We start from the raw sequence: 14294 nt of genomic DNA, 5'->3' as shown, positions 1-14294 counted from the left end.
GCGGTGTGTGAACGGGGCCGGTCAGGCGTTGACTGCGTCGACCGGCTGGTCGGCGTGTTCGAGCGTGTTGCTGGTGATGTCGCCCTGCTCGGCCAGCCAGCGTTCGGCGTCGATCGAGGCGGTACATCCGGTACCGGCAGCGGTGATCGCCTGCTGGTAGACGTGATCGACGAGGTCTCCCGCGGCGAAGACGCCCTCCACCGAGGTGGCCGACGACGGGGACGCGACCTTGACGTAGCCGGCGTCGTCGAGTTCGACCTGACCCTTGACGAGCTCGTTACGGGGATCGTGGCCGATGGCGACGAACATTCCGGTGACGTCGAGGGTCGACTTCTCTCCGGTCTCGGCGTGCTCGAGCGAGATGCCGGTGACGCTGGTGTCGCCGAGGACTTCGAGGACCTTGGTGTCGGTGAGGAAGCGGATCTTCTCGTTGTTCTTGGCACGCTCGAGCATGATGCGCGACGCCCGGAACTCGCTGCGCCGGTGCACGATCGTGACGCTACGAGCGAACCGGGTGAGGAAGGTTGCCTCCTCCATCGCCGAGTCGCCACCACCGATGACGGCAATGTCCTGGTCGCGGAAGAAGAAGCCGTCGCAGGTGGCGCAGGCGCTGACGCCGCGGCCGAGAAGCTTTTCCTCACCCGGAATCGACAGGTAGCGGGCTGCTGCGCCCATTGCGAGGATGATCGCGCGAGCCTGGTAGGTCTCCCCGCCCGCGGAGACGGTCTTGATCGGACCCGTCAGATCGAGCTCTTCGACGTCCTCGGTGCGGATGTCGGCACCGAATCGCTTCGCCTGCTCGCGCATCTGCTCCATCAGATCGGGGCCCATGATGCCCTCACGGAACCCGGGGAAGTTCTCGACCTCGGTGGTCGTCATGAGTGCTCCACCGAACTGGGTTCCCTCGAACAGGATCGGTTCCAGCTCTGCGCGGGCCGCGTAGACACCGGCGGTATAACCGGCCGGTCCCGAACCGACGATGATGAGATCGTGAACCTTGGGGGTACTCAATGCAGACCTTCCGATCTTGTGCGGCGTGTACTGGCCGCCGACAGCCGAGTGCACACTGCACGCGCCGGTCGACGTACATCTGGTCAACACCACCCTAGAGGCAGTTGTTCCCCGGAGAGAGATGTGTCAGCCGATATCGCGTCGAGTCAGGACGTCGGGGTTGGTACCGCCGCAGTCGTTGCCCACCGCCAGGGCGATGAACTGGGCCGGCTGCGCGCCGGCCAGCACCAGCAGGGTTCCGTCTCGGCCGTCGATCCTGACCTGAGTGGATCCGAGGACGGACGTTGCGGGGTCGACGTCGTTGGCCGCCAGACACGCCTCGAGGTCCGCCGGATCCGACAGGGCACCTGCATCACGCTTGCCGAGAATGCTGAGGGCGAAACCGGAGTCGAGGTCGGCGGAATCGAGGATCAGTGACCCGTCGGGTGCCGACGATGGTTCTGCGGCAACGGATTCGGGTGCGTCCGGGGTACGCCACACCGCTACGAACACGACCGAACCTGCAGCGAGAAGCGCTGCGGCAGCGGCAATTCCGAGAACGACATGACGCCTGCGGGACCGGAGCGGAACGACAACCGGATCGCTGAACTGCGGACCGGATTGCTCGACGGAATGGATCGTGCGATCGATCCGTTCGACGACGTCGGGCGGAATCGACAACGTCCCGGTCGGATCCTCGCCCATCTCGTTCAGCCGAGCCGACACCGCGTCGAGACCGGCGAGGACCTGCATCGACTGCTCGTCGCGACGGACCAGCGGCCACAGCCGGCTGCTGACATCCTCGGGAAGCGCATCGGCATGCAGTTCGGCCAACAGTTCCGGTGAGAACGGGGCATCGGGTAGCGCATCGGTGCTCGACGACACGTTCCTGCCTCCCTTCGCCGAATCTGCTTTCTCTCTCACACGATATAGACGCGAGGGGTCTAGATTCGGTTCCCTGCGTCTTTCAAGTAGGCGAGCTGCGTCGAGAGTTTGAGTCGACCACGTGCGCATCGACTCTTGACGGTACCGGTGGGAACGCCGAGCAGAACGGCTGCGTCGGCCACCGAGTAGCCCTCCATGTCCACGATGACGACGGCCGCACGCTGATCGGGCGGCAGCGTCATCAGAGCCTGCCGAACCAGGATGGTGGTCTCCGTCTCGGAGATGCGGTCCCTGGGCGACGCGGGCTCGTGACTTTCGTTCTCGCTCAACGGAACCGAGGGCCGTACTTTGTTGCGGCGGATGCGGTCCAAGCAGGCGTTGACGACGATCTTGTGCAACCAGCTGCGGACGGCGGCATCGGCGCGGAACGACCCGGCGGTGCGATGGGCGGAAAGCAGAGCCTCCTGCAGAGCATCGGAGGCGTCCTCGGGTGTGTAGCTCGTGCGACGCGCCGTCAGCCACAGATGCTCGTGGTGTCGGTAGATCAAAGTGGCGAATGCATTCGGCTCCCCGGCCGCATGAGCAGCCAGAAGTTCCGCATCCGTGCGCTCCCCTAGCGCCGAATCGATACGTTCGGTCATACGAAAACGGCTCCCCCCGTGTTAACGCATTGGGGGGAGCCTAGGCCATGAAGACCGTGAAGTACGAAACGAGCCCGGATTCCGTACCGAGCGTCGGGTCTAGGAGTCGAAACCGATCCCGGAGATCGACGTGGCGATGCGGCCGCCCTGCTCTCCGAGTGTGGTGATCCAGACGAGCACGTTCCCGGTGGGCTCGGCGTCGTCGAGGGCGATGTCGGTTCGTCCGTTCTGCAGAGTGGCTTCACCGAGCAGCGTGGTGTCGCTCAGGCTGGGTGAGTCGTTCGGTGCCGACCTGATCTCGACGACGGTGCCCGGGGACGTCGATTCGATCCACGCATTGTTCAGCGCTGTCGCCGGAATCGTGACGAGCAGGCCCACGCCGTTCTTCAGAGCGGGGAACTGCTGGAAATACGAGTCGGTGGTCCACGCCGTGCTGGGGTCGTTGTCGATCACGTTGGAAGCAGTGCTGGGGTTGTCGGCCGAACCCTGCGGCGAGAAGACGCTGACACCGTTCAAGGCAATGGGCCCACCCGTCTCGGCAGGAGGTGCGGCAGTTTCGCCTGTGGGAGGTGCCGCCGCCGGAGTGGTGAGGCCGAATTCCTGGCTGTCGAGGGGCGCATCCGTGCTGTCACCGGCGATCGAGGTGAACAGCCAGTAGCCGGCGAACGCCAGAATGACGACCGTCAACGCACCGAGTATTGCGATGGCGATATTGGTGCGGGTCGATTTGGCCTTCTCGGCGGCGATTTCCTCGGGGTCGGCGAGCGAATGCCCGCTGGCTCCTGGTGCGCGCTGGCCCAGTCGCAGAGCCGGCATCAGATCGGTCTTGTCGTTGACGACGGCGGCCTGATCGAGGACGTGCTGCACGGTGGCAGCAGTACGGATGCCACTGTTCTGTTCCAGCGCCCGCACTGCGACAGCAGAGATCTCGAACGGAACGTCGGGACGAACCTGCCTCGGCTCGAGCGGCGCGCCCTTGTCGTCTCGGTCGGCCGGACGCATGCCGCCGACGCTGCGAGCCGGAGCCTCATCACCGGACACGACCGATCCGCCGGTGGTGTCGGACAGCGGCCACCTGGCCGTGATCAGGGCGTAGAGCATGGCACCGAGACCGCGGACGTCCGAACTCGGATCGGCGTCGGCGAGAGTGGCCGGGAAAGCGAGGACGGCATTGCCGCTGGAGCTGATGCGCACGCGATCGGGGTGATCGATCGACAGGGCACCGCCGCTGCGGTGTGCTGCCTCGGCGGCTGCAGCCAGAACCTTGATCGCACGAGCAGCCCCGGTGGGTGCGGGCACGGTGTCGGCCATTTCGCGTAGCGACCGGCCGGGCGTCCACTCTGCGACGACGATGCCGCCGGAGCTGCCACGCACCACGTCGAGCACGCGCGCGAGCCCGGGCGAATTGATCCGACCCAGACGCAGTGTGCGCGAGAGAATCGCCTGTGGACCCTCGGTGCGATCGGTGGGTGACGCGGTGGACTGCTGGTCGGCGTCGACGAACGTCAGCGCCACCTCGCGGTCCAGCTTGACGTCGTGGGCCTGCCAGAACTTGAGTCCACGTGCGCCGCCGTGCGGAGCCAGGAGTCGATACCGTCCACCGGCGACGGAGGCACCGGGAATGAGCGTCGGGCCACGAAGAGTCCGCTCGGGCGCGGGGGCAGCCGCACCGGTCGTTTCGGACTTGTCAGCGGTGGTTTTCTCCGTCGCCTTGTCCGTGGTCGGAGCCGTTGCCGTTGCCTCGGAAACGGCCTCGGGCTTCGTATCCTTGTCGGTCGTCTTCTTGTCGGCGGGCTCTTCGACCGGCAGTTGTGCCTTCGAGATCGAGATGGTCTTGTCGGTCGGGCGCGACGCCAGAGCGGACTTGGAGATGGATACCGTTCGATCGGCCGGCTTCGGAGCTGGCTCGGTGGCGGCGCTCTTGTCGGTAGTGGCTTCTTCCGTGGTGGCGTCTTCGGCACTCGTCTTGTCGGTAGTCGCCTTGTTCTCCGATTCGACCGCGTCGGCCGTCTCTGCCGACTTATCGCTGCCTTTCTCGGAATCCGCAGCAGCCTTCGCTGCCTCCGAGGACGCAGGAGTGGTGGCCTTGGCGGGAGCCGCCGTCTTGGGCTCGGCCTTCACGGGCTCGGTGCGGTCCTGGGTGTCGACTTCGACTCCGCCGCTCGTTCGGTCGGCTTCGTTTGCTGGAGACTGTGCCGGCCCCCCAGCAACATCGTCGTCGGTCACTGTCACTCCTTCAGGCGAATATGCCCCGTGTTGTTCTGCAAACGGTCGACCCGTGTGGGCGTATGCCCCCGGGTGCCGAGGACCAGGGTACGGGAGCCGATCCCGCGCAGTGTCCCATGTGGGCCCGGTTCGAATAACCGGAATCACGCCGGTTTCTGCAGCGGCCAGATCGGCGTCCCGGTCGGCAGGCGCGCCACGGAATCTACGAACGACGCGGCTCAGGGCCACCGTGACCGCCAGGACTTCGGGAATCTTGCCGAACCAGAGGATCGAGAACGTGATGCCGAGCATGACGATGGCGTCGATCGCGACGCGGACGAAGTTTCCGATCCAGCCGTTCGTCATTGCGTCGAGCCCGAGGATCCGGTCGATCGCAAGCATGGCAGCACCGCCGGCCAGCGAGGCGATGAGGACCAGCCAGATGGTTTTGCCGACGTTGGCCATCCGCAGGTTGCCCAGGCTCTTGTGCAACAGGTATCCGCCGATGGTCGCGCCGACGGTGTAGCCGAGGCCGGTGGCCGTTCCGAGGAGCAGCACCACCTGGTCCGGATCGGACGCGACCATCGGGGCGAGGAGCGACAGGCCGATCTTCACGGCGGTGATGCCGAGGATGATCCAGGTCGGTGTCCAGGCCTGTTCACGTGCGTAGAAGACACGCAGGTGGATCAGCACGAGGGCGTACGGGATGAGGGAGAACGCCGACCAGCTGACGGCCTCACCGAGTCGGCTCGCAACGTCGGCGAATCGGCCGAACCCGTACAGCGCCTCGCCGACCCACGGCCCCGCGAAGGTCAAGAACACCACGATCGGCACCAGCGCGACCATCGTCAGCCGGGTGGCAACGGACAAATCGTCGACGACCGACGGAGTGTCACCGTTGGCCGCATTGCGACTGAGCCTGGGCATGATGGCCGTCAGTACCGTGACGCCGAGGATGCCGTAGGGCAGCTGCAGCACGATCCAGGCCTGCGAATAGATCGTGTTGCTCGCATCGTCGGTCCCCGACGCGATGTTGGTGGCAACGATCAGCCCGACCTGGCTGATGACGACGTAGAGCACAATGGCGGCGGCCATCGCGCCGAACTTCTTGAGGCGTTCGTCGAATCCCCACAGTGGGCGCAGGTCGATGCGTTCGCGTCGCAGCGCGGGAATCAGTGCCAGTACTTGCGTGATGACACCCGTGGTGACGCCGAGGCCGATGACGAGCACCTGCGTGGTGGTCATTTCGTTCGGATTCAACGTGGGGTCGTCCGGAATCAGGAAGTAGATGCCGAAGACTGCCAGTACGACCAGGTTGTTGAACACCGGTGCCCACGCGCCGGGCTTGAAATTCTGCCTGGTGTTCAGGACCGCGGTGAGCAGACCGGACAGACCGTAGAACAGCAACGCCGGAAGTACCAGGTACGTCAGCGAGATGGTCAGGTCCTCGTTGACCTTCGGATCTCCCGACAGCATCAGCCGCGCCAGCAGCGGCGCGGCCATGGTCGCTCCGAGCGCAACGGTCCCCAGCAACGCCACCGCAATCGTGAACAGGCGTCGAACGAATGCCCGCCCGCCGTCGGCGTCCTCCTGCTCGGCCCGGACCAGCACCGGAACGACGATCGCTCCCAGTACCGCGCCGAGGACCAACTCGGAGATCATGTTCGGCAGAATCGTCGAGACAGTGAACGCACTGGCCAGCCCTGCGCCGAGGGTGGCCGTCATGGCGACCTGCTTGGCGAAACCGGTGATGCGGCTGACCAGGGTTGCTACCGCAATGGATCCCGACGCGGCCAGCAACGACTTCTGCGGCCTCGGCTCGGGCTGCGGTGAAGGTTCTGTCCCGCCCGGCGGAATTTTCGACGGGGGAACCGTTCCCGACGGCGCCTGGGGGTAGTCCTCGTCGCGGAACCGCGGGATGAGTTGGGTGACGGCGTCGTCGGCAGCCGGTTGACCGTCGAGCGGGGGCGGTGCCGGGTACGAGCGCAGCTCGGGAGTCGACTGCCGCTCCCAGGGTGCCGACCGCGGTGGCGTCGTGCGCCGGAAAACCTGTGCTGCCGGCATACGCGACCGCGGCAGGTCCCCGTCGTACGGGACGTTTCCTGTCATGGTCTCTCGTACCCTTCGTCGGCCGGGTCGGGTTGGCCTCTGAATCGATGCCAGAGTCGTCGACCTGCAAGTAACAGTAGGAGAGCGCCGGCGCAGGCGGTAATTATGGCCAGCGCCTGGCCGTACGCGTTCGACCGTACGGACACCGTGGACACTTCGCCGAGCCTGCTGCCGTCGAGCGCGGTCACGGAGAAGTCCACCGACAGGTTGCGGGTGGCATCGACCTCGGCCGGGACGGTGATGGTTCGTGATCCACGGGCCGGGAGCTGGGTGACGCCGACGTCACTGATCGTCATTTCCGGGGGCGCATCGACTCGCAGCAGCACGTTGACCGGCATCGGCAGGTCGTTGCGTGCGACGAGCAGCAACGGGCTCTGTTCGGAGGCGAGGGTGTAGACGCCGCCCGGCGCGAGCACGGTCACCGATCCGTAGATGGTGTCGATGCCGATTCGGGTAGCGGCGAGTCGGGTGAATGCCATGGTGCCGGTCTCATCGGCCACCGAACTGGCTCGACCCGCCGTGGAGAGTGCCCGGAGCATGTCCTCGCGCAGCGGTGCGGTGAACAGGCGCGGGGTGAGCGCCGACTGAGGATCCTCGACCAGCGACTGCATCAGCGTCTCGATCCGAGCGCTCTGCGTTCTCACCAAGTCGATGGTGCCGGTATCGAGTTCGGTGGCAGCATCGACGCTGCTCACCGGGGTGCCCGAGGTGGGTTCGGCAATCAGTTCTGCCAGCGGTCGGGGCGTCGCCAAACCGGAACGCAGCAGCGAGGACACCGTCGACAGAATGGCCGACGGCTCGTCTCCCCCTGCGGTCCAGTACTGCGGGGGTGCGACCGTGACGGTGCGCCCGGGCCGATCGGTGCCGACGAGAGCATGGAAGTTGACAGCACCGAGTGCGTCCTGCAGGCGCGCTGTACGGGAGTCCGTGTCGAGGTCGAATCGCTGCTCGGCGGGAGTGAGGGCAGGAGTGGACGGGGTGTCGCCCACTCCGGCCAGTGCCGCTGCGGTGGCCGCGTCGTAGTGGGCGGCGGCCAGCGTCGAGGGCGGCTGTGATTCCGACGGCTGGGTTCCGGTCGGAGGGACATTCGTCGAGATCAGCTGGGCCATCGGTGCCGATGTCGGCGGGCTGATGCTGTTGTCGGCGACCAGCACGGTTCCGGTACCCGCGGAGCGCAGGGCGTCGGCGGTGTCGGCGTCCACGCCTCCGGTGGTGCTCCAGGTGAAACCCCGCGTCGAGGTGATGCCGAGGATGCCGTCGACGACATCTGCAGGCGTGGAGATCGCGCTCTGGATCAGCGAGGCGTCGCCGATGTCGGCCACTGCCCCCAGGTCGGTCTGTGCGAACGGCATGGCAGTCACGCATGTGCTCGACGCGATGGTTTCGAGACGGGACAGCCACTCGGTCGCGGCCGCGCTTCCGGTGCCGTCCCGAGCGGTGCTGGCGGGATCGGCCGGGTTGTCGACGACGAGATAGCCGCGGGTCATGTTCGAGACGGTGACGAGCAGGTCCGGATCGATGCCGATGCACAGGCTCGACGCGAGGTTGCCGCCGGGATCGAGGCCGGGTTTCGTTGCGAATTCCACGGCCTTGAGCAGGGTGTCGAGCCGACCGCCCGAGGCGAGTTCTCCGGCCAGCTCGTCGTCGATCAGTCGCACTCGCTCGTCGACCGAGCCGGGTATTCCCGCAGCGAGGCGCGGAATGTCGGCCAGTGGCCACAGCACGGTCATCGCGACGGGGTTTCGGGTGTTCGGCGGCAACGGTGCCGCGTCGGGGGCGGCGGGATCCATCTCGCCCGGGTTACGCGGCAGCCCGACGACAGGGAGCAGGAAGCGTGCGTCGTCGAGTCGTGCGGTTCCGCCGTACTCGGGCGTGCCGTTGACATTGAGCAGCAGTGGGTAGACGCCGGGTGCCTCGATCCCGAGCGAGGGCTCGGTAGTGCTGCGCAGTTGCATCGACAGGTCGAACTGGCGGCTCTCGTCCTTCTCCAACGACTCGGCCACCGTGACGAAATCGCCGACGCGGTCGAACCGTTCCTGGTCGAGGGTCAGCGAGGTGCGCAGGCCTGCCGTGGTGTCGATGGCGGACGAGGCCTGCATGCGGACACTGACGTCGTCGACGCGTCGATCGCCGGTGTTGGTCACCGTCGCCCGGACGGTCACGAACGGGTCGCTGCTGGTGGTGACGGTCGACGGGGCGACGGTGTCGATACTGAGCGTCAGAAAGGGGTTGCCGGCCTGCGTCATCGGAGTGTCGGGGACGGCGCTGGTGGACTCGATATCGCCGACGGAGGCGTCGGGCTGAGCGGCGGCCATCGGAAGCTGCGTGGGGACAACCGCCGCCACCCCCACGGCCGGTGCCACCGCAAGGAGGAACGAGGTCAGTGCGGCGGCAGTGACCTTCCGAGCCCGCACGATCACTTCTCGCCGGGGGTCGGTGCGCTCGAGTTCCCGTTGTTCGTGCTGCTGTTCATGTCGTCGATGAGGCGGGTGGCGATCGCGGCGAGTTTGCGTTCGTCTGCGTAGGCGAGTCGCGACGGCAGTTCGCTCAGCGGTACCCAGGCGACCTCGGTGACTTCGAGGTCCTCGTCCGAGAGTTCGCCGCCGAGGAATCGCAGCAGGTAGTGGTGGACGGTCTTGTGGACGCGTCGGCCCTCGGTGACGAACCAGTAGTCGATGCTGCCCAGCGACGCCAGGACGGTCCCGCGGATGCCGGTTTCCTCGGCCACCTCGCGCATGGCCGTCTGCTCGGCGGTTTCGCCTTGCTCGATGTGACCCTTGGGCAGGGACCAGAGCAGACGTCCCCGACGGTCGGTACGTCCGATCAGGGCGGCGCAGCGGGTGGCGGGCGGACCGTCGAGGCCGTCGACCACCAGGCCGCCTGCCGAGGTTTCGCGGACGGTCCGCAGCTTGGGTGCTTCGGTGTCGGCGCGTGCCTGACGCCGCCGCGGGTTGCGGCGACTCCTGTTCGATCGTTCGGCAGCAGACACCCGATCCATACTAGTTGCCCATGCGCACTCTTCTGCCGTGCCGCACCGCGGGGTAAAGGCCGGGACAATCGATCGCCACGGCGCAAGTAGGCTCTTCCACCGTGGCCGATCAGTCCCTGTCTTCCGTTTCCGCCGAGCAGACCGATGCCCGCCGGGAGAGGTTGCTGGCCGGAGCGGCGGTGACGCTGCGCGAGCTCGCTCCGGTGTTGACTCCGCTCGGTGCTCTGTTCGCGGCCGCCGGGCACGAGCTGTATCTCGTCGGCGGGACGGTACGCGACGCGGTTCTCGGTCGACTCGGCACCGATCTGGATTTCACCACCGACGCCAGACCCGAGGACGTGCAGGCGATGCTGTCGGGCTGGGCGGATCATCAGTGGGATACGGGCATCGCTTTCGGCACCATCAGTGCGGCCAAGGACGACCAACAGATCGAGATCACCACCTACCGCACCGATTCCTACGATCAGGTCTCTCGTAATCCCGAAGTGCAGTACGGCAACAGCCTCGAAGAGGATCTCGTTCGACGCGATTTCACGGTCAACGCCATGGCCGTGCGTCTCGGAGCAGACGGCGCACAGGAGTTCGTCGATCCGCTCGGTGGGATGGATGCGCTGCTCGAGGGCGTACTCGACACGCCGTCGGCACCGGAGGTCTCCTTCGGCGATGATCCCCTCCGCATGCTGCGCGCCGCGAGGTTCGTCTCCCAGCTCGGATTTTCACTGATGCCCCGGGTGCACCGGGCCATCGAGGACATGGCGGATCAGATCGACCGGATCACGGCCGAGCGCATCCAGGTGGAGCTGGACAAGCTGATGCTCGGCGCGCACCCGATCGACGGCATCGACGTGATGTGCGAGACGGGGTTGGCGCAGCGGATCATCCCCGAGGTTCCCAACATGAAGCTCGAGATCGACGAACATCACCAACACAAGGACGTGTATTCGCACTCGCTGACGGTGCTGAAGCAGGCGATCGATCTCGAGGACGGCGATCCGGATCTCGTATTGCGTTGGGCTGCACTGCTTCACGACATCGGCAAGCCCGATACCAAGCGAAACGAGCCGGGTGGTGGAGTGAGTTTCCACCACCACGAGGTCGTGGGCGCCAAGCTGGTGCGAAAGCGTATGCGCGCCTTGAAGTATTCCAAGAAGATGATCGAGGAAGTCTCGCATCTGGTGTTCCTGCATCTGCGATTCCACGGCTACGGCAAAGGTCAGTGGACCGACTCCGCCGTCCGGCGCTACGCCACCGATGCCGGCGAGCTACTTCCCAAGTTGCACAAGCTCGTTCGAGCCGATTCGACCACCAGGAACAAACGCCGCGCGGCCGCGCTGCAGGCGACGTACGACGATCTCGAAGAGCGCATCGCCCGCATCGCCGAGCAGGAGGACCTGGCCCGGGTCCGCCCCGATCTCGACGGCAACGCAATCATGGAGTTGCTCGGCATCCCGGCCGGTCCCGACGTGGGCAAGGCATGGAAGTTCCTGAAGGAACTCCGACTCGATCGCGGACCACTCTCCCGCGAGGACGCCGAAGCGGCGCTGCTCGAGTGGTGGCCTACGCACTAGCGCGTCCCGCGCACGTGCACGAAACTTCGTAGCCCACTACGAATTTCCGCTCACGACGAGCGAAGCTCGGCCTTGACGAGGTAGACGTTGTAGCTGTCCCACTCCGACATGGTGAAGTACAGCTCGTTCGGCGTCGACCAGGGGTGGATGAAGCCGCCGTACGCTTTCGGGTACTCGGCAGTGTCGATCAACGTGCTGGGCGGCGTCCACTCCCCCTGCGGTGAATTCGCTTCTCGCAGGACGATATCGCCGCGAATCGGGTCGAGGTAGGTCATCTGCCAGAGGTCACGGGCCTCGTCGTGATGGACCGACAGTTCCCCGGCCATACCGTCGGCGATGGGGGTGGCCTCGTTCGAGTCGACCGGAGCCCAGGTGCCGTTCACCCAGTAGTGGTATGCGGTCTTGTTCAGCACGTCCGCTTTCGGGACGCGAGCGAGACCCACCTGCCCGACGCGTCCGTTGACGGTGCCGAACATGTAGACGTACTCCCCCGCCGGGACCATCGTCGACACCTGGAACTTGGAGAAGCCGAAGAGGTTGTCCCACTTGGCATGCTCGTCCTTGACCCAGGTCGACCCGTTGTCGTCCGAGTAGGCGATGCCGCCGTAGTTGGTCCACCACATACCGGGAATCGTGCTCCAGCGCCTGATGGACATGTACGACATGTACTGCCGGTCGTCGATCGCGAAGCCGGAGGTGGGGATGACGGTGGTCTCCCAGTTCTTGATCTTGCGCGAGGGCAGCAATTCGGCTGCGTGACAACGCGAATCCTGCACCATCGAATCGAGGGTCATACCGTCGGAGAGGTCGGTGTCGGTGCTGTGTCCCAGGACGTTCGACCGCCAGTCGTCGCCGCCGACGACGCCGAATTCCCACCCCTTGCCGAAGGAATCACCGAATGCGACGGCGACCTCGCCGGGTTTGCTCTCCCACATGATGCCGAGGTCGGTGCCGTCGACCTGCCAGCGCTTGTCGGTGCGGTTCTCCGATCCCGGCCCGGTCAGCTGCGAGACCACGTCGACATTGCCGACGGCAGGTGCCGCCGGCGGTGGCGTACTCGGACCGGGCTCTGCTGCGGTGACGGCCGGGGCAGGCGGCGGCGTTGCCGGGGCGCCACCGGGGCCAGGGATCGGAATGGGGATGGTTTCGGGCTGTGGGTCGATTTCGATTCGAGGGAAGGGCAGGCGGCCTGCAGATCCAGTCCCCGACGTGGGTGATTCCGCGGGGTCGGTCAGATCGGGGCACGGGTCCGCGCACGGATCGCTGAGCGGATCGGCCTGGACGCGGGTGTTGTTCGGGGCCGGGTCGGGTATCGGGACCAGTTCGAGGGACGGATACGGCACGGGTATCACCAGGCGGTCCGGTAGCGGGGGGAGCTGCGGCGGATTTCCCGGGCCGATGGGATCGGGTGGATAGTCCTTGGGATCGAATCCTGTTTCGCCGCAGGAATTCACCGGGGGTGGGGGCGCGGCGAAAGCCGGCGGCGCAGCAAGGACGGCTGTTCCCGCGGCAACCGCGAAGATACAGCCGAGCGATGTTGTCCGGCCGTACATGTGGTTCCCCATTCCTCCGACGAAACCTCCCGGTCCGATACGGAAAGGTACACCACGTCAGTGGCGTGCGCGCCTGCTGACGATGGCCACTGCGACCAATCCGAGGGCGTAGAGGCCCGCTCCGACGAACACCAGCGCATGCGCAGTGGGATCCTGGCTCAGATCGGTGGTGGTGGGCCCGACGGCGAATGCCGCCGCGGCCAGAGCGCCGACGAACGCGATGTTGAAGACCGTGTCCTGCAGGGCGAACACGCGTCCGCGGTGGGCATCGTCGATCTCGATCTGCATGGCGGCGTCACCGCTGAGTTTGACGGTCTGCCCGGCGATCCCGAGAAAGAAGGCCCCGATCAGCAGGCTGTTCTGCGTCAGGCCGGAGACGGCTCCGAGCTGGGCCGCGATGGCAAGGACGAGGGCCGTGGCGATCGTGGGGGTCCGTCCGAACCGTGGAACGACGAACGGGGTGATGACGGCCGCGAGGAACATGCCGACGGCTGTGGCACCGACGGCTATCCCGAAGCCCGCGAGTCCTCCGGGCAAGGTGCTCGCGGTAGCCTCGCGCAGAACCAACACCATGATCAGCGTGTTGATGCCGAACACCACGCGGTGTGCGCCGATACCGATCATCGCGGCCGTCACCCCGGGCGCTCGCCAGACGGCGAGAGCACCCGACTTCAGCCCGGCAGCAACATCTTCCACAGGATTGTCGGTTCGGATCCCGGTGCCCGGTCCCAGTGACCGCGGTCGGAAGCGTGCCGCCGCGATCGCCCCGACGATCGACCCGGTGGCGGCGACACCCACAGCGACACCCGAGCCGAGGTCGCCGGCACCGACGAGGCTGATCACGGCGACGGCAAGCCCGGCACCGGCGGCAGCGAAACCGGACCCGACGGTGGCCAGTACCGAGTTCATCGGGACCAACCACGATTGCCGAACCACGTGGGGCAGTGAGGCAGAGGCCCCGGCAAGGACGAACCTGCTCAGCCCGACGGTGGCCAGCGCCAACAGCAACAACGGCGTCGCGTCGACTCCGGCGCACAGCAGGATGGCGGTAGCCACGATCAGAACGATGCGAACGATGTTCGCCCACAACAGGACCGATCGTCGGTCCCAGCGATCCAGAAGGGCTCCGGCGAAAGGCCCGACCAACGAATACGGTACGAGCAGCACCGCAAATCCGGCCGCGATCTCCGCCGGATTCGTCGCGCGCTCGGGATTGAACAGGATCGCACCGCTCAGTGCCGCCTGAAACAATCCGTCGCCGAACTGACCGGCGAACCGAACGGTGGTGAGCTTGCCGACTCCCGGGGACTCGCGTAGGCGGGTACGGAAGGAGGCGTCGTTCACCGAGGGGACT

9 protein-coding genes are annotated in these 14294 nt (G+C 66.2%); 1 reads left to right on the top strand and 8 read right to left on the bottom strand.

What is annotated here, in order from left to right; all coding sequences use genetic code 11:
* Nucleotides 1-21: 21 nt before the first annotated feature.
* The 6 genes from trxB to CH286_RS08350 form a co-directional block, all read right to left on the bottom strand.
* Nucleotides 22-1011 carry a thioredoxin-disulfide reductase gene (gene trxB / locus CH286_RS08375; RefSeq protein WP_032402042.1) on the bottom strand — a complete coding sequence of 330 codons (990 nt, stop codon included), beginning with the start codon at nucleotides 1009-1011 and terminating at the stop codon, nucleotides 22-24.
* Between the two features lie 126 nt (nucleotides 1012-1137).
* Nucleotides 1138-1875 (bottom strand): hypothetical protein, encoded by a 738-nt coding sequence (locus CH286_RS08370; RefSeq protein WP_141215816.1) that lies wholly within the window; start codon nucleotides 1873-1875, stop codon nucleotides 1138-1140.
* 59 nt (nucleotides 1876-1934) lie between these two features.
* Nucleotides 1935-2516: an RNA polymerase sigma factor SigM gene (gene sigM / locus CH286_RS08365; protein ID WP_052058538.1), complete on the bottom strand. Its 582-nt coding sequence runs from the start codon at nucleotides 2514-2516 to the stop codon at nucleotides 1935-1937.
* Nucleotides 2517-2615: 99 nt separating this feature from the next.
* Nucleotides 2616-6830, bottom strand: a complete 4215-nt coding sequence (locus CH286_RS08360) for a murein biosynthesis integral membrane protein MurJ (protein ID WP_094608926.1) — start codon at nucleotides 6828-6830, stop codon at nucleotides 2616-2618.
* Nucleotides 6827-9250: a DUF6049 family protein gene (locus CH286_RS08355; protein ID WP_032401678.1), complete on the bottom strand. Its 2424-nt coding sequence runs from the start codon at nucleotides 9248-9250 to the stop codon at nucleotides 6827-6829. Before CH286_RS08355 ends, CH286_RS08360 begins: the two co-directional genes overlap by 4 nt.
* Nucleotides 9247-9819 (bottom strand): NUDIX hydrolase, encoded by a 573-nt coding sequence (locus tag CH286_RS08350; RefSeq protein ID WP_032379451.1) that lies wholly within the window; start codon nucleotides 9817-9819, stop codon nucleotides 9247-9249. The genes CH286_RS08355 and CH286_RS08350 overlap by 4 nt, the downstream gene beginning before the upstream one ends.
* Nucleotides 9820-9920: 101 nt before the next feature.
* Between CH286_RS08350 and CH286_RS08345 the strand changes: the two genes are divergently transcribed.
* Nucleotides 9921-11387 (top strand): CCA tRNA nucleotidyltransferase, encoded by a 1467-nt coding sequence (locus tag CH286_RS08345; protein WP_094608925.1) that lies wholly within the window; start codon nucleotides 9921-9923, stop codon nucleotides 11385-11387.
* Between the two features lie 50 nt (nucleotides 11388-11437).
* On the opposite strand, the gene CH286_RS08340 is transcribed toward CH286_RS08345, so the two are convergent.
* Complete coding sequence (locus CH286_RS08340; RefSeq protein WP_255182611.1) at nucleotides 11438-12952, bottom strand: DUF4185 domain-containing protein; 1515 nt, start codon at nucleotides 12950-12952, stop codon at nucleotides 11438-11440.
* A 45-nt stretch (nucleotides 12953-12997) separates the two neighbouring features.
* A complete protein-coding gene (locus tag CH286_RS08335; RefSeq protein WP_094608923.1) occupies nucleotides 12998-14284 on the bottom strand; it encodes an MFS transporter in 1287 nt (428 codons plus the stop codon).
* Nucleotides 14285-14294: the final 10 nt, after the last annotated feature.

This window comes from Rhodococcus sp. WWJCD1, assembly GCF_002258735.1.
In the GTDB taxonomy this organism is placed as follows: domain Bacteria; phylum Actinomycetota; class Actinomycetes; order Mycobacteriales; family Mycobacteriaceae; genus Rhodococcoides.
Note: the sequence above shows the minus strand (reverse complement) of the source record. Positions and strands in the feature narration are given on the sequence as shown.

Coding starts and splice junctions, on each gene's coding strand:
- sigM (WP_052058538.1), bottom strand. CDS start 2,516: ATGACCGAACGTATCGATTCGGCGCTAGGGGAGCGCACGGATGCGGAA.
- CH286_RS08360 (WP_094608926.1), bottom strand. CDS start 6,830: ATGACAGGAAACGTCCCGTACGACGGGGACCTGCCGCGGTCGCGTATG.
- CH286_RS08340 (WP_255182611.1), bottom strand. CDS start 12,952: ATGGGGAACCACATGTACGGCCGGACAACATCGCTCGGCTGTATCTTC.